We start from the raw sequence: 16,373 nt of genomic DNA on the forward strand, positions 1-16,373 counted from the left end.
TCATTTATGTAAATAAATCAGTTCTATTCCAATATCCTTTCCTTGGTTCCTACTGTATTTCTTTTCAATCGGATTATTCCAATGTTCCAGAACCCCAAGACTTTTAACTCCCGTACCATCACGTTCAGGATCATAAAAAGTATTCGACAACGGCAAATCCGCCATTGCAGCCTCTACCAAATACATATCACAATAGTCTACATCTGCCATGCGAGGGAATTCCGAACTTAAAAAATCAATTCCGACTGCATCAATGGCAACCGGGTCTTGAGAGGCAAAAAGCGAACAAGGCCAATTATTATTAAATGGGGGCATTTTCCATTTCCCGGAAGGAGCTCCATTGACATTTTCAGAGCCATACAATCCATCTATCAAGAAAAGCATAGTTTTTTGTCCCAAATCTTTATGGGCAATAAAATCTGTAAATGTCATATAACGCGGTTTCCCACCACGGTCTTGATTGAAATTATTATGCTGGTTCTTACGGAAGTTACGATCTATATCCGTTACTCCATACCAATTCTTGGCACAAAGAGTTACCCCCTGTCCGCCATGCCCTTTTAATAGTGCCATATTAATAAGGTAATCAGCCTCTATTACACAGTTTGCCAGACCACGAGCCAAACGACCATTATCTTTCGAGTAGGGAATAGCATCTGCTGTATAAGTCGATTTTGTACGCCCTGCTCCACCTTCATTATCCAAATAGATTACATCCGGAAATTCTGCATGGCATTTATTAAACAATGCATCTGTTATAAAACGACTGGCATCAAATACTGTTATCTGTTCTTGGGGGATTCCACCCTCATTAACAAGGCTTCTCAACAAAGCAAGTGTCAAATGTGGTGATGCATTCAGTTGCTCACAATCCTCATGCGAAAAAGAGTTGTTTTGATTTATTTTTATAGCAATTTTCTCTCCTTTCCCATATCCTTTCCTCCCTTTCCCATGTTCCTGGTTAAACGAAATAAAAAGTGCGTTCCACGCAGCTTTCTCTTTCGTTTCTCCGGTCAATGACAGAATGGAATTACTCATTAGCCAATCGGCGTCTTCCTGATTATTCCAACGGTCTTCATACCAGAATCCTTCACCTTTCTTCCAAGTCGCCGCCCCCGGAGCATGCACCCATGCAACACGTCCCGGGTATATACCTTTCGGACTACCTATCGGATTATTCTTCCCCCATGCCATACGAGGTTCTGGCACAGGCAAAACCGCCTGCGCCAATAACTGTGCACTATTTTCCACCAATGTCATTGTACCAAAAAAGCACAGACAGAGAAAGAAAAATACGCTAACGAAGATTTTCTGCTGACGAACCGCTCCCAATAGCTTTCGTCCGCTCCACCAAGTAGCGGTAAACGATAACATATAAGTAACAAACGCCGACATCATTGGAGCCGCTGCCTGCATACAAGGATAATAAGCACGAGACGGTTTAGGTATTACCCTGATAAGGAACCAAAGCGTTGACGAAAGTCCCAATCCCCAAAGAAGCAATATTCTCATCTTTTTTGAAGAAAATTCTCCCTTCTCCGTCTTTTCTCTAAAATATAAATAAATTCGTTTCATTACTCCGTTATTTTTCATCTACCGCTAGTAGCTTGTTTTCGGCTATTCCCCGGATACAATTTTATAAAACGTACACCATGGGGCGCTATATCTGTTACAAACTCCACATCAGATGTTGCAATATCCTGTTGCCGCCAAAGGTCACGTACCGTTTGTTCCCCACGAATACCTACAGATTTCCAAGTGAGAGTTCCTTTAGCCATCGTATTGCCCCGGTTGAATAAACCAACAGCCATTGAACCGTCTTCCAACGGTTTTGCGTAAGTGACAATATTTCCCTGTTCAGCAATCACGATCCCCTGTTTTCCCATAGGATCCTGATTTACTTCAATTACTTCATCATTGGTCAGCAGGCTCAATGTAAAGTCGTCCAATTGTGCCATATCACATCCTATCAACAAAGGTGAAGATAACAATGCCCATAAACTGATATGTGTATACTGTTCATCGGGTGTCAAACGGGTATAATGAAGCTTAGGTCCCCAACCTACCATACCTACCACCAACATATCCGGATCAATCCAATGTCCCGGACCAACAAAAGGCGCCCATTTGGTTTGATTAAATCCAAGACGACTCATGCTCTCCCAAGTGTCTTTTATATCTCCTGTTGTACGCCAACAATTAGCAAGTCGTTCCCATTGAATAGCATCTCCCCAAGGAGCACTATTGGACAGACTGAATACGACATCACGATTATGTGAACGTAATGCATCATGCATCTCCGTTACATGATAGACATCATTCGGATTCCAATCATACTTCAAATAATCCATTCCCCACTCCATCCATTGCCGGACATCGTTCTTTACAAATGAATATTTACCATGATGATAATTAACTCCATGTTTTGTTTGTTTAGTGGTGTCTACATAACGATAATACTCATTCGCGTACCTTTCCACCCAATCATAAGTGCCATCAGGGTTATCACAATAAGCGCCTATGTGTCCTGCATACGTACCAACCCACGGTCCGGAATAGATACCAATCTTTAATCCCATAGCATGAACGGCATCAGCAAGCCCTTTCATATCCGGGAATTTACTGTTAGTCATCACTCCATTGTACTTACCACCACGAAGTCCCTGCCAACCGTCATCAATATTAATATACTGCCATCCATGATTAATTAAACCTTTTTCTACCATTGCTTTAGCTGAACTAAGCACCTTTTCCTGGCTCACCGCATGCCCCCAACAATTCCAGCTATTCCAACCCATAGGCGGGGTCAAAGCTATCTTATCCCCCACAACAATCTTAAAATTGCGTTTTGCCTCTCCCAAAGAGTTTTTAGCAATGAATGTTACAATATATTCTCCCGCCTTCTGAATACTTCCTGTAATTCGGCCTGTTTCCGTATTCACCTTCAAACCTTTTGGTAAATTTTCTACAGAAAAAGTCATAGGGCGAATACCCGTAGCCGGGATAGTATAAAGGAATTGAGAACCGGGACGTACACCAAAGACTTTAGCCCCGTTAATACGCGGTGTATCGGGAGCTTTGGGAGTCAGAATATATTTTCTCAAAGTATCCAAAGGAGATGCTTCTCTCGTGAATTTAGGAGTAGACAGCGACAAATCATCTTGACATGCATCATTATCTACATACTGCATTTGTGCAGAGGCAGATACCATTCCACTGAGGAATAGTATCCCTATACCGGTTATTAGTTTATTCATTGTTCTTAATTGTTCTACTTTACCACTACATTTTGACTACGAATAGCCTTCACATTTTCTTTATCTGTAATACCTTTTGTCACTTGCAAGTTATTTATCTCAGCACCAATCACATCATCCAATACTACCGCATAACGGCCGTCTTTACTTTCCGCATTTATTTTACAGTTATTCAAGATAAATCCCTTGACGTGACGAGCCCAGAAACCAAAGGCGGGTTGAATCTTTAAATCCCCCACATTATAACGTCCCACTCCAATTTCAGGCGGACAAGCCTCTGCATCCTCCACAGGATTTCCGCCTTTCACTAATAAATCTATATCATGAAACTGTACATTCTCAATATATCCTGTATGCAACCCATTGGGCAAACGGAAAGTCAGACCGCCATCCACATTTTCCGTATCAGGAAGCTTGAAACCGGCAATGATAGGTGTTGCCTTATTCTGAGAACCGTCGTATGCTTTCCAACGATCTCCACGGAAAGAGCTTCCGCCATATACTTCTTCAATATCCACTCCCTTTATAATTATATTTTCCACTTGCCCGATATTAGAGTTAGTAACCAACAATTCCTTGCGGGTCGCTCCATTTTCTTTAAACGTAAACGGTTCAACATTCGCTCCAAGTACTCTTCCACGATTAGATATAGAAATAAAGAACGGAGCGCGTGTACGACGCATTACTGAACGGGAGTGAATAGGACCGGTTTTACCGCTATTCAAATATACATTTTTAATATGAGCACCATCATTTGTCGAAATAGAAAAACCTGCCTTGTTAGCGCCCAAAACATAAATATTATCTATATATAAATCCTGAATATCATCAGCGGTCTCAGAACCTATCTGAAAGAGATTGCAATTTGTATCCCCCACAATATTACGCACCATATAATTATGTGCCGGCCGGGTAAAGCCTAACGAACAATCCGAACCGGGTTTTATAATATCATCTGAACTCACGCGCGAATATATATTTGTTGCCGTCACATCATTACACGCCATAAAATCATATATATCACGAGCATTTTTCGGATGATGTTTCGCAAAATAAGTATCATGTACATGGATACCATCAGTGCCTGTTGCCAATAAAACAAAATGCCCTCCCTGATCTATGTGCAACATATTACTGATATCATAGTTTCTCTGTCCGTTCTTCTCAATATAATAAGGTTCGTCTTTCTGCGGATCGTACCACATATCTTTATCTATATTCCAACCGCCTATTTCAATATTGGTACAAAGTTTCAAAGAGAACATTTTATCACAACGTTTTTCCGGTACATTATTCATTACGCGGTCGGTAGTAACAAGATTACCATTACCTGTGATACGCCCTGTACCTACAATCTTAACATTGTCTATACGTTCACCAAAAAACATGGCATTACGGAAGAAAGTATGCCCTACATCTTGCTTCGTCAAATAGTTTTCAGGGTCGGCATACGGGCGAGGGTCTGTTGGAGATAATCCCGAACGGTAAGCACGGTCACTGAACCAAGTCGTCTCCGGGGCATCTCCCCCAAGCATAGCCTGAATAGTAGCGTTACTACTCAGATTCAGCCACACATTACTCAACAAATGTACGGTACGAACATTATATGTTCCAGCCGGAAAATACAGAATACCTCCGCCCAAACCATTCACCTTTCTAATAGCGTGATTCAAAGCGTCCGTATCATCCGCTACCGCATCGCCCTTCACTCCTAATGTCTTTACATCCCACAAGCCTGAATAAAACCATGCGATATTAGAATCTCCGTGATTATCACCACCTTTTACTCTCAGTTTAAAAGCATACAGTTGATTAGGTTTCAAACGAGAAGCAGTGGTAAAATCATCATCCGGAAGTATCGAAACATTAACAGGCTCCCAGCTTTTTCCCATATCTTCCGACTTCAGCAACGTTACAGACAGGGCATCTTTAGGAGCAGTCCAATAGAATGTGGTAAACGATAAATCCCAGTCCTTTTTATAAGTAAAAGCACTCAATATAGTTCGAGTAAAATCAGCTACTGTAGTTACTCCTTTTAAAGTTGCCGTAGCGACCGGGCTGTTTAAGGCTTCAGGCTCTGAAGTGGTATATTCTGCGCCAAATGTGTAAACGCCCTTTGATGGTAAAGCTACACCGCTCATACAAAGCCTGATATCCGGTCCATTGGATGGACGAAAATCCAACTTCTTGAAGATTAATCGAGTACCGTTCTTGCCATCTTTCCTAATTTCGACCTCACCAACTTTATTATAAGAATAATTGGTACCAGTACGCCCTATAGATTGCTTGGGCAAGTCACGTAACAGAACTTCACCACGTCCTATTACATTGACCGTAGTATTATCCAAAGTTACATCAATTCCTGCCGGAATATGAATAGTCACTGTAGACATCGGAGTACGTTGTCCCGCATAAAAATCCAAAGATATTTTTCCTGCCGTTCGTATAGTGGCTTCTGTACGATCTAACTTTAACACAGGGGGTAACGCTCCCTTACGGATACCTATCGGCATACGTTTGCGAGACGATGCAGCAAGTAAATAATCCCCCCCTTCGGGTACGCCTTCTGTCTTTTCTTGTCCATTGGCTGTCAATAAGCGAAAAGTGCCTACACCGGAATCGGCTAATTGTTTTTTCAACTCCGTTACAGTCGGTAATGTAGAAACCAATCCTTGATTTTCAGGAGTATCTACTGTATAACGATACGTAGTCCCTTTGAACAATAATAAAGAATCTCCCGCCAATTGCCAAGGATATAATTCCTCCGCATGACTATTGATACTTACAGTCCCTAAAAGTAAGGACAACCAAAATGTTTTTGATAGGAAAGTACACAATCCTTTTGCCATGTTTTTCATAATTTAAAATATTCAAATTGCAGAGCAAATATAAAAGATTAAAAATCAAATAAAAACAAGAAGTTCTCTGCGAAGGATACTTTGAGAAGAAAGTACAAAAGAATGGTACATTTTTATAAAAAGCGATTTCCACCTAAGGAAAACAATAACGGTCATTCAAAGAATATAAAACCAGTCGCCACTGGATATAAAAAAGGAAGTTAACTTCATGCCAAGCATGATATTAACTTCCTTTCTTTATGATATTAACTTTTTGCGATGTATCTCTTAACTTCTCACGTCTAAGCAAGTTAACAGAATATTCCGCAAACTATTTTCCAGCTTATTTCTTTGCGGGAGAAGAGTATCTTGCATTCAAACCGTCCAAGATTTCACGGGTAATGTTATAAATACTGTCGGCATACAACAGATTGTCAAAGCCGGTATTGCTGATAATCATACTGTAACCCTTGGTCTTGTTATATTCCTTCAAAAAAGCGTTGATAGAGTCACGCAACTGCAAACTGTTCTTTTCGTTCTCGCTCATCAGTTCAGACTGCAATTTATTACCCAGGTTCTGCAAGTCCTGTTCCAATTTAGCGATACGGTTATATTCCTGTTGAGCGCGCTCCTGTGTCAGATAAGCATTATTCTGGACTTTAGTTTGGAATTCTTGTTTCTGACGGTCGAGGTCCTTAGCTTTCTGGTTCAAAGTCAAACGTACATTTTCGCTCTTCTTTACCATTGCTTCATTTAAATCGACGCAGTAGTTATATTTTGCCAAAAGCGTATCTATTTCTACATAAGCAATTTTCATTCCGGATAGTCCGGCTGCTTGTGCTGATGCGTTTGTCGTCTGATTATCCGCTTTACCAGCGCATTGAGAAAATAAAACGATTAGTGCAAGAGCTGCCAAACCGTTTACGAGGTAGTTTAATCTCTTCATAATTTGTAAAAATATTGATTTTAGTTTATTTAGTTCATACTATCGTTTAAGGTTTTCTCCAGTTCATCAATAGAGAAACGGCTCTTCTTTTGTGCATCTCTGTCTTGCGACTGCACGCACCCGATTCCTCTATCCCGCATCGCTTTATTGCCGCTAACGTGTCCGTTAGGAAATCTGCCGCCTTTCACAAAAAAGACCTTTACGCCCAATAAAACAATGCAAATAGCAACTATTAACAAAGTTATCAATAATGTACCAAGCATTTCCATTAATTTTGTTGCACAAAACAGAATATCATTCGGCAAAACGCATTTGAATTTTGTTTTTACTTTTAGATTGCACTGTTTTGTGGGTGCAAATATAGGGCTTTGGTTGGACTAAGCATCCTTTTTTACTCTAAAAAAAGAGAAAGGGAAATAAAATAGCCAATCAATTTAACCAACTTTAGCAATGAGAGGTTAATTCGTACAAGAATTGAATTTCAAAAACAGAAGATTAGAATACACATCAAGTGTGTCCTGTCTGCTATAAACAATAAGATATGGAAAAAAAAGACTTGAAACCGGCCGGCGTGTTCCACTATTTTGAGGAAATCTGCCAAGTGCCGCGTCCTTCCAAGAAGGAAGAAAAGATTATTGCTTTTCTAAAAGCATTCGGAAAAAAACATAAGTTGGAGACAAAGGTTGATGAAGCCGGAAACGTACTGATTAAGAAGCCTGCCACTCCGGGCATGGAAAACCGTAAAACTGTCGTACTCCAGTCTCACGTGGACATGGTATGCGAAAAGAATAACGATGTGAAACATGATTTCCTCACCGACCCTATCGAAACAGAAATAGACGGAGAATGGTTAAAAGCCAAAGGTACGACGCTGGGAGCGGATAACGGCATCGGTGTAGCAACCGAGCTGGCTATTCTCGCTGACAACAGCATTGAACACGGCCCTGTCGAATGCCTGTTCACCGTAGATGAGGAAACAGGACTGACCGGCGCCTTTGCCTTGCAAGAAGGTTTCATGAGCGGTGACATTCTCTTGAACCTCGATTCCGAAGATGAGGGAGAACTGTTCATCGGCTGCGCAGGCGGTATAGACTCCGTTGCCGAGTTTACTTATAAAGAAGTAGACGTGCCTTCCGGATATTTCTCCTGTAAAGTACAGGTAAAAGGACTGAAAGGCGGACATTCCGGTGGCGACATCCATTTAGGACGCGGTAACGCCAACAAATTACTAAACCGTTTCCTGAGCCAGGCTTTCAAAAAGTACGATATGTATCTCTGCGAAATAGACGGCGGTAACCTGCGTAATGCCATCGCACGCGAAGCGCATGCAGTCATCGCCATCCCCGAAGCAGACAAACACGCGTTACGCACCGACTTAAACGTATTCGCCGCCCAAGCGGAAGCCGAGTATGCGGTAGCAGACCCTGATTTACAGTTTACCCTCGAATCGGAAAATCCCCGTACCAAGGCTATCGATAAAGATACGACCAAGCGTCTGTTACAAGCCCTTTATGCAGCTCCGCACGGAGTATATGCCATGAGTCAGGATATTCCGGGCCTGGTAGAAACTTCCACCAACCTGGCATCCGTAAAAATGAAACCGGACAATATCATCCGCATCGAAACCAGCCAGCGCAGCTCTACCGAGTCTTCCAAACAGGACATCGCCAATATGGTACGCACCGTATTCGAGATGGCAGGAGCAAACGTTTCTTTCGGCGACGGCTATCCGGGCTGGAAACCCAACCCGCACTCGGAAATTCTGGAAGTCGCAGCTGAATCATATAAACGGCTGTTCGGTGTAGACGCTCAGATAAAGGCCATCCATGCCGGACTGGAATGCGGATTATTCCTCGACAAGTATCCCTCTTTGGATATGATTTCCTTCGGTCCTACCCTGCAAGGAGTACATTCGCCCGACGAACGGATGCTTATTCCCACCGTACAGAAATTCTGGGATCATTTGCTGGATATATTGAAACATATCCCCGCCAAGAATTAATGGACATACCAATACGGAGATACAAAGAAAAGATGCGGAGCAAAAAAAGAAGTGCTCCGCTTCTTTTTATCTCTCTATCCGCTTTAACGCTTCTTACTTTCGCATCTTCTTTATACGGACAGACAAAGAAAGACACCCTTACCTTTCGCGTCATGGGTTATAACGTAGAGAACCTGTTTGATTGCCGTCATGACACCCTGAAAAACGATTATGAATTCCTACCCGATGCCGTCCGGCACTGGAACTACTCTAAATACAAAAAGAAGTTAGACGCCGTTGCACGTGTTATTATTGCCGTAGGCGAATGGTCTCCGCCTGCATTAGTAGCCCTCTGTGAAGTAGAGAATGACAGTGTATTGCGTGACCTTACCCGTTACTCTGTCCTGCGTGAAGCCGATTACCGTTATGTCATTACACACTCTCCCGACGAACGGGGCATCAATGTAGCGCTGCTTTATCAAAGGGGACTTTTTAAATTACTGTCCGGCCAAAGCTATTCGGTAACGAAAGCCCATAAAAGCAACCGCCCCACACGAGATATCCTTCATGTCAGCGGCTTACTTTTAAATAAAGACACGCTGGATGTATTTGTCGTTCACTTTCCGTCCCGTTCCGGCGGGGCTAAGGCGTCCGAGCCCTACCGTCTGTCAGCCGCACAAAGATTGAAGGAAGTAACAGACAGCCTGTTCCGGGTCCGCACTCACCCTCAAATAATCGTTATGGGAGACTTCAATGATTATCCCTGCAATAAGTCCGTACAAAAAATACTGAGAGCAGGAGTTCCGCCGATAGAAGCGGATTCTTCAGACACCCGCGCTCTCTACCATCTTTTAGCAAGAAAAAGCATTGCCGACAAACATTTCGGCAGTTATAAATATCAAGGAGAATGGGGACTGCTCGACCATATCATTCTTTCCGGCAACCTACTAATAACAGATTCTCCGTTATCTACCGCAGAAGCTAAAGCCGGCATATTCAGTGCTCCTTTTCTTCTGACTGAAGATAAGAAGTACGGAGACAGCCAGCCTTTCCGCACCTACTACGGTATGAAATATCAAGCGGGATATAGCGACCACCTTCCCGTATGGGCGGAGTTTACATTACGATATTAATCGGAATACTGATAGAGCTTCAAATCAAACTTACCCACCATCACCAGCAAGTGGTCGAAAATATCGGACTGAATACGTTCGTATTCCTTCCACACCTTATTACGCGAGAAGAAATAAACCTGAATGGGAACTCCATAGGTAGTAGGTTCCTTTTGGCTGATAATTAAATCCAAATCCTGATTTACAACCGGGAGACTGCATAGATACCTTTCAATATAGATACGATAAAGCTGTGCATTGGTAGGCACTTCCCCTTCGGCCGGCTGATAATCCGCCATTAAAGGAACATCCTTACGAATGGAATCCAGCATATCCGGAGTACAGAATTTCAAGGTAGTCATATCCAGATAAATATTCTTATTCACACGACGCCCGCCACTCTCCTGCATTCCGCGCCAGTTTTGGAAAGAGTTATTCACCAATGTATAAGGCGGTACGGTAGAAATCGTATTATCCCAATTCCGTATTTTCACCGTGTTCAAAGTAATTTCTTCCACAGTACCGTTGGCGGTATTATTAGGCAAGGCTATCCAGTCGCCGATGCGCAGCATATCATTGGCGGAGAGCTGTACCCCCGCCACAAATCCGAGAATACTGTCTTTGAATACCAGCATCAACACAGCCGCCGACGCCCCCAAACCCGCAAACAAAGTCATCGGGGATTTATTCACCAGCACCGCAATGATAATAATACCGCCGATAAAGAACAATAATACCTGCAGAACCTGCACAAAGCCTTTCATCGGACGATTCTTCTGTTTGTCCCTTGCATTGTACACATCCAGCATCACCAGCAGCAAACCATTGATAGTAAACAGTATTGCGGCGATGATATACACCGCACATATTTTTTGTGAGAACTCCAGGATTTCCTTCCCCCGCACAAAGGCCAGAGGTAATAAAAAATACACCAATATACCGGGCAGGATATGAATAAGATGATGCACTACCCTGCGCTTCATCAGCAGTGTATTCCACTGGTGGGGCGCACGCTTCGTATAATGCCTCATCCCTCCTACGAATATGGCCTGACACAGATAATCCAGCCCTATTGACACGCCTATCATCAATACGGCAATTATCGTTTCATCAAACATGTTCGCAAGTTTCGGGTCTACTCCCCAATCGATGAGGATTTTATTCATCCAGCTTCCTAAACTCATCATAAGTATCTGTTTTATTAGTCTATCGATAAAGATAACAAATCAAAAGGAAAGATGTTTATTTACTCTTTGCCCGGAAGAAGCTGGCATAAAAGAGACGCTACAACAAGGTTCGCATCAATGCGTAAACCAGAATGCCGAGCGTGGTAATCCCCCCTACCCAGATTGGAACATGGATATGCTTATAATGCTCTTGCCGCTTATATCGGCACAACCGGCTGAAAAGCCAGTAACAGAGAGAAGCGCCTACAAAACCGACAAAAGCGCCTACCAATAAATCACCCGGATAATGCACTCCCAGATAAGAACGGGAATAGCATGTCAACAACGCCCATAACATAATGAACCAGTTCAAGGAGCGGTTACGAAACAGATAGAACAAGAAGAAAGCCAGCCCGAACGTATTGGCGGCATGGCAGGATGGAAAACCGTATCGTCCGCCCCTATAACCGTTTACTATCTGTACGAACTCCGAGATAGGATTCTCCAGATTCGCCGGACGGGGTCTGCATACCAACGGACGGATAACAGTCGCTCCCATCTGGTCGGCAAAAGTTATCGTCAGCGCAATGGCCACGGCGCAGCCTATGGCCACCTTCCAGTGCAAGTTACGTACTATCACATAGAAAAGAGCTACATACAAGGGTACCCAAATCCACTTCCCGCTAAAGGCATACATGAAAAAGTCCGCCCATTCGGCACGCCATCCGTTGATAGCGAGCAACAGGTCGGTATCTATTTCCACCAACCCCGACAAAACATCTGCTAATATCATTCTATCTTTTGGCTATATCGTCATACAACTTCTGCAGATAAGCCTGTCCCAAAGAAAGGTTCTGTCCTTTCTTCGAGCCTTCATCCACGGCTATTGCATCCGCTTCATTATTAAATATCAATTGATTGTCCGGAGTCACAAAACCGAAAGCGTCCGGTACGGTGAAGAACGCGAAATGAGGAGAAGCCGGATTGAGCATGTCTTTACTGAACGTAAACTCGCCATGCGGCACCGACAACTGCGCCAATAAGGTAGCGGCAATATCCTGCTGGGAACCGTAAACATCGATACGCCTCGGTCCGCGTACCGCACCGCCCACCATTAACAAAGGAATCTGATACCTGTCTATTTCAAGATTGCCGATATGTTCGGGATAGGCTCCCAAATGGTCGGGCACAAGTACGATTACCGTATTCTTCCATTGCGGCAACTCACGGAATTGCTTCACAAAGTCACCGATACAGCTATCCGTATATGCAAAAGCATTCAAGCGTTCGTTCTCCAAACGGCTGTAAGGAACTTCAAACGGCTCGTGACTGCTGGAAGTTTGCAGCACACGGAAATGCGGTGCATCTTTCCTTGCCAAACCGCTATCGGCGGCTTCCATTTTCAAATCGTCCAGCAAACGGCGGAATACGAGATGGTCGTGCACCCCCCACTTGCTCAAACGCTCCGACACCGGAAAATCCTGATCGGCAACAATATCCTCAAAGCCGGACGACATCAGATAAGAACGCATATTGGTAAAGTCGGCATCACCGCCATAGTAGTATTTCGTTTTATACCCCGCATTCTTCAAACTGCCTGCAATGGCAGGGATAGACTGCGTTTTACGGGGATATTTCATTATGCTGGTAGTGGGTTGCGCCGGATAACCACTCAAGACGGCAACCAATCCGCGGTCGGTACGGAAACTGTTCGCGTAGAAATTCGTAAAGAGCACACCCTCTTGCGCCAGACTATCCAGCTGTACCGCAACATCCGGTTCTCCCCCAAGCGTTGTCATAAGCCGTGAAGAGAAGCTCTCCATGATAACAAACAGCACATCGGGATGCTTTACCGTGAACAATGAACGCAAAGAGTCCGGAGCCTGCCGGAGCGCATCCGCCGCGCTGTCTTTCTTCAAGACAGCAGGGTCTGCCAAACCGGAGAAAATACGGTCGGCCGCATCCGCTTCCATAAAACGGTATTGACTGCCGAAATCCTTTTGTTTGGAAAGGGATTCCATCAAACTGAAAGCCGGATTAATGGCAGCATGGTTCAAGCGTTGGTTAGTGCTGAAATACACCTTTCCCGTATTCATGGTGGAAACAGTGAAGCCGCCGCGAATCGGAATAAACAATAACCCGGTCAGCAGCAACAGCGCGCCCGACACCCTCAAACGCCGGTAAGGTATCTTCATGCGTCTGAACGCGCCTTTCCGCAACAGCACGATATAGAATATCCCATATAATACCGCCGCATAAACAACCATGGCAATAATTCCCCCGATTACCATCCAGACACTGACGCTTGCCACCGCATCTTTGGGCGAAGAAAAGAAATAAAACAAAGGAGTGGCGTCCAACCGGAATCCCCAGTATTCGTACAAGCCTAAATCGACGGTAAATATAATAGAGAGTAAAACGGAAACGAAGATAAAGTAACCGCACCATATACGGCGGAGAAGATTAGGCACAGCCCAAGCGGAACAGATAAAAAGCAATCCCGGAATAGCCGTCAGATAGCCTGCAAGCGACAAGTCCAGCGGCAGTCCGTGCCACATCACACCCAGCCATTCCGTCCACGAAACACCTTCGTACAACGGCCGGTAAAAGAGCATGAAAAACGGTTTTTGTAATGCGAATATGCAAACAAACAAGAAATATGTCTTGAGGAATCCTATAAGCCTTTCTTTCATCGGTGCTTTTTCTTAAACTGAATATATTCGGCAAAAATAAAGTTTTTTATTCTATTTCTCGCCAATATTGGTTAAGAAATACGTGAAAGATAGGCTTATAAGATTTTAAGAGTTATCCGTTTACACGTTTATAGTCTTCCAGAAACTTCTTTAATCCGGCATCCGTCAGCGGATGGTTCAGCAACCCTTTTATGGCGGAAAGCGGGCACGTAGCTACATCCGCCCCCACCTCTATGCACTGAATAATATGCGCCGTATGACGGATGGATGCCGCCAGTACCTGAGTGGTATAGCCATAATAGCGGTACATCTCCGCAATCTTACCCACCAGAGCGACACCGTCCTCACAGATGTCATCGAGACGGCCCACAAACGGCGACACGTAAGTAGCCCCGGCTTTTGCCGCCAGCAATGCCTGTCCTACGGAAAACACCAGCGTGCAGTTGGTACGAATGCCTTTTCCCGAGAAGTACTTAATGGCTTTTATGCCGTCCGCGATACAGGGCACTTTCACCACAATATGCGGATTGAGCGCGGCGAGCTCTTCACCTTCCTTAATCATACCTTCATAATCGGTGGCAATAACCTCCGCGCTGACGTCGCCCTGCACGATATTGCAGATATCCACGTAATGTTTGCGCTGGTTTTCCACTCCTTTGATACCTTCTTTCGCCATGAGCGAAGGGTTGGTAGTCACTCCGTCGAGTACGCCCATATCGTAGGCTTCCCGAATCTGGTCTAAATTTGCAGTGTCGATAAAGAATTTCATGATATAAATTGTTTAAGGATTGATTTCACAAATATAACGATTTACGGCATGGTTTGTTCTTTATCGGCGGGATATTTCAGCGGTTGCGTTTCAGGTACAGACGGTCGGTTATGGTGGCCGGCAGCTCGCTCTCGTAGTGGGTCACCATTATCATTGTCTTATCCCGGCGACGGCAAAAGGCTTCTATGATTTTCTTGACGCGACGGCGGTTATACGTATCCAGCCCATGCAGAGGTTCGTCGAGAATCAGCAGTTCGGGGTCTTTCACAAAGGCTCGCGCCAGCAGGGCAAGGCGTTGCTCGCCGCTGGAGAGTTGCAGGAAGGGTTTGTCCTTCAAATCGGCCACGCCGAAAATGTCCATCCACCACTCGCACACAGCCATTTGGTCGGCATGCGGACGTTTGTACAGGCCGATACTGTCGTGCAGCCCAGAAGCTACGATTTCAATGGCCGGCAAGTTTTTCAGGTAAGCGCGATGCATCTCCGGACTGACGTAGCCTATATGCTTCTTTATTTCCCAAATGCTCTCGCCCGTTCCCCGTTTACGGCCGAACAGACTGATGTCGCAGGCATAAGATTGAGGATTGTCCGCGCATACCAGACTGAGCAAAGTAGATTTGCCCGCTCCGTTCTCTCCGCTCAACGCCCACTTCTGCCCGCGCAGCACCGTCCAGTCAAGCTCTTTCAGAATCGTACGGTCGTCGTAGCGGATGCTGACTTTATTCAGCCGGACAACTTCGTCCGAAGTAAAGTTCGTGTTTTCGTAAGGAAGGTCGATAACGCGTTGCTGCAATTCGCTGAAAGAAACGGCATCGGCCTCGGCACGAATGGCGTCTTGCTCACGAAAAGCCTGCATATAAGCGGCACGCTCCATTTTCTTCCCCACCGCTTTATTGTCCACGGGGACTACATGGGTGATGAAAGACGGTATATCATCCAGCATGGAGAGCACCAGCACGATTTGCAGTGAGGCGAGTTGCGCCAGCTTCTCCAGAACCGTAAACAACAGGTCGCGTGTGGCGGCGTCCAGCCCGATGAAAGGATTGTCCATGATGAGGATGCGGGGAGCCGTAAGCAATGTTTTGGTCAACTGAAACTTACGGAGTTCGCCACTGGAAAGGAGAATGATTTTCTTATCGAGCATCGGTTCGATACGGAAAAGGTCGAATAGCTGTTGTTTGAGAGCCTCGTCCTTTACCTCGCCCAACAGTTCGCGCACCATTGGGGCATCTTCCTGGTCGTGGGCATTCCAGCGCTGCTGATAGTAGTAATTGGCATCGGCGGAACCGTAGGTATCGCGGAAAGCGATGTACTTGATATTGTCATAAGCGGTTTGCGTGACGGAGGGACGGAAATCATATGTCAGAGTACCGTCGCGCAAAGGGTATTTACCCGTAAGCAAATCCACCAACAGGCTTTTTCCTGCCCCGTTAGGGCCTACGACAGCGATATGTTCTCCGTCGAGAAAATCGAGAGTGACGGGTTGGGATAAACGGACAAGCGGATTGCGCGCTACGCCTCCCTCTATATATAAGGTATGTTGCTGCGTCATTTTAAATGGTTTTGTTTAGTTGACGCCGCAAAGGTACCAAGATTTTGGTTCTGTGGGAAG

12 protein-coding genes are annotated in these 16,373 nt (G+C 44.7%); 2 read left to right on the forward strand and 10 right to left on the reverse strand.

Annotated features, from left to right (window positions below):
- The 5 genes from I2F54_RS10030 to I2F54_RS10050 all read right to left on the reverse strand — a co-directional run bounded on the left by I2F54_RS10030 (position 1) and on the right by I2F54_RS10050 (position 7,303).
- Entirely contained in the window at positions 1-1,575 is a 1,575-nt protein-coding gene (locus I2F54_RS10030; protein ID WP_039950990.1) for a DUF362 domain-containing protein, read from the reverse strand.
- A gap of 14 nt (positions 1,576-1,589) precedes the next feature.
- On the reverse strand, positions 1,590-3,257 hold the full coding sequence (locus I2F54_RS10035) for a putative Ig domain-containing protein (RefSeq protein ID WP_009122370.1): 1,668 nt from the start codon (positions 3,255-3,257) through the stop codon (positions 1,590-1,592).
- A gap of 14 nt (positions 3,258-3,271) precedes the next feature.
- A complete protein-coding gene (locus tag I2F54_RS10040) occupies positions 3,272-6,115 on the reverse strand; it encodes a glycosyl hydrolase family 28-related protein (RefSeq protein WP_195501102.1) in 2,844 nt (947 codons plus the stop codon).
- A 322-nt stretch (positions 6,116-6,437) separates the two neighbouring features.
- Complete coding sequence (locus tag I2F54_RS10045) at positions 6,438-7,040, reverse strand: OmpH/Skp family outer membrane protein (RefSeq protein ID WP_009122373.1); 603 nt, start codon at positions 7,038-7,040, stop codon at positions 6,438-6,440.
- Positions 7,041-7,069: 29 nt separating this feature from the next.
- Positions 7,070-7,303, reverse strand: coding sequence for a hypothetical protein (locus I2F54_RS10050; protein ID WP_022218861.1), 234 nt, complete (start codon positions 7,301-7,303; stop codon positions 7,070-7,072).
- A gap of 278 nt (positions 7,304-7,581) precedes the next feature.
- Here I2F54_RS10050 and I2F54_RS10055 point away from each other — a divergent pair, with 278 nt between their 5' ends.
- Together I2F54_RS10055 and I2F54_RS10060 are read left to right on the forward strand one after the other, a co-directional pair.
- The gene (locus tag I2F54_RS10055; RefSeq protein WP_195501103.1) at positions 7,582-9,042 is read left to right on the forward strand and encodes an aminoacyl-histidine dipeptidase; all 1,461 of its coding nucleotides are present in this window, start codon (positions 7,582-7,584) and stop codon (positions 9,040-9,042) included.
- Positions 9,043-9,074: 32 nt separating this feature from the next.
- The gene (locus I2F54_RS10060) at positions 9,075-10,154 is read left to right on the forward strand and encodes an endonuclease/exonuclease/phosphatase family protein (protein ID WP_394368769.1); all 1,080 of its coding nucleotides are present in this window, start codon (positions 9,075-9,077) and stop codon (positions 10,152-10,154) included.
- Here I2F54_RS10060 and I2F54_RS10065 read toward each other — a convergent pair.
- The 5 genes from I2F54_RS10065 to I2F54_RS10085 form a co-directional block, all read right to left on the reverse strand.
- Positions 10,151-11,320 (reverse strand): mechanosensitive ion channel family protein, encoded by a 1,170-nt coding sequence (locus I2F54_RS10065; protein ID WP_181993165.1) that lies wholly within the window; start codon positions 11,318-11,320, stop codon positions 10,151-10,153. The two genes, I2F54_RS10060 and I2F54_RS10065, sit on opposite strands and share 4 nt — an antisense overlap.
- A gap of 97 nt (positions 11,321-11,417) precedes the next feature.
- Complete coding sequence (locus I2F54_RS10070; RefSeq protein WP_087425198.1) at positions 11,418-12,092, reverse strand: phosphatase PAP2 family protein; 675 nt, start codon at positions 12,090-12,092, stop codon at positions 11,418-11,420.
- Position 12,093: 1 nt separating this feature from the next.
- A complete protein-coding gene (locus I2F54_RS10075; protein ID WP_195501104.1) occupies positions 12,094-13,992 on the reverse strand; it encodes an LTA synthase family protein in 1,899 nt (632 codons plus the stop codon).
- A 112-nt stretch (positions 13,993-14,104) separates the two neighbouring features.
- Positions 14,105-14,761: a fructose-6-phosphate aldolase gene (gene fsa / locus I2F54_RS10080; RefSeq protein WP_009122380.1), complete on the reverse strand. Its 657-nt coding sequence runs from the start codon at positions 14,759-14,761 to the stop codon at positions 14,105-14,107.
- A gap of 76 nt (positions 14,762-14,837) precedes the next feature.
- Positions 14,838-16,313 (reverse strand): ATP-binding cassette domain-containing protein, encoded by a 1,476-nt coding sequence (locus I2F54_RS10085; RefSeq protein ID WP_195501105.1) that lies wholly within the window; start codon positions 16,311-16,313, stop codon positions 14,838-14,840.
- Positions 16,314-16,373: the final 60 nt, after the last annotated feature.

The sequence above is a fragment of the Bacteroides clarus genome (assembly GCF_015555825.1).
Taxonomy (GTDB): domain Bacteria; phylum Bacteroidota; class Bacteroidia; order Bacteroidales; family Bacteroidaceae; genus Bacteroides; species Bacteroides clarus.

Bases quoted from the DNA above. Each gene is read 5' to 3' on its own strand.
- I2F54_RS10030 (WP_039950990.1), bottom strand. From the start codon at position 1,575: ATGAAACGAATTTATTTATATTTTAGAGAAAAGACGGAGAAGGGAGAA.
- I2F54_RS10035 (WP_009122370.1), bottom strand. From the start codon at position 3,257: ATGAATAAACTAATAACCGGTATAGGGATACTATTCCTCAGTGGAATG.
- I2F54_RS10040 (WP_195501102.1), bottom strand. From the start codon at position 6,115: ATGAAAAACATGGCAAAAGGATTGTGTACTTTCCTATCAAAAACATTT.
- I2F54_RS10045 (WP_009122373.1), bottom strand. From the start codon at position 7,040: ATGAAGAGATTAAACTACCTCGTAAACGGTTTGGCAGCTCTTGCACTA.
- I2F54_RS10050 (WP_022218861.1), bottom strand. From the start codon at position 7,303: ATGCTTGGTACATTATTGATAACTTTGTTAATAGTTGCTATTTGCATT.
- I2F54_RS10055 (WP_195501103.1), top strand. From the start codon at position 7,582: ATGGAAAAAAAAGACTTGAAACCGGCCGGCGTGTTCCACTATTTTGAG.
- I2F54_RS10060 (WP_394368769.1), top strand. From the start codon at position 9,075: ATGCGGAGCAAAAAAAGAAGTGCTCCGCTTCTTTTTATCTCTCTATCC.
- I2F54_RS10065 (WP_181993165.1), bottom strand. From the start codon at position 11,320: ATGATGAGTTTAGGAAGCTGGATGAATAAAATCCTCATCGATTGGGGA.
- I2F54_RS10070 (WP_087425198.1), bottom strand. From the start codon at position 12,092: ATGATATTAGCAGATGTTTTGTCGGGGTTGGTGGAAATAGATACCGAC.
- I2F54_RS10075 (WP_195501104.1), bottom strand. From the start codon at position 13,992: ATGAAAGAAAGGCTTATAGGATTCCTCAAGACATATTTCTTGTTTGTT.
- fsa (WP_009122380.1), bottom strand. From the start codon at position 14,761: ATGAAATTCTTTATCGACACTGCAAATTTAGACCAGATTCGGGAAGCC.
- I2F54_RS10085 (WP_195501105.1), bottom strand. From the start codon at position 16,313: ATGACGCAGCAACATACCTTATATATAGAGGGAGGCGTAGCGCGCAAT.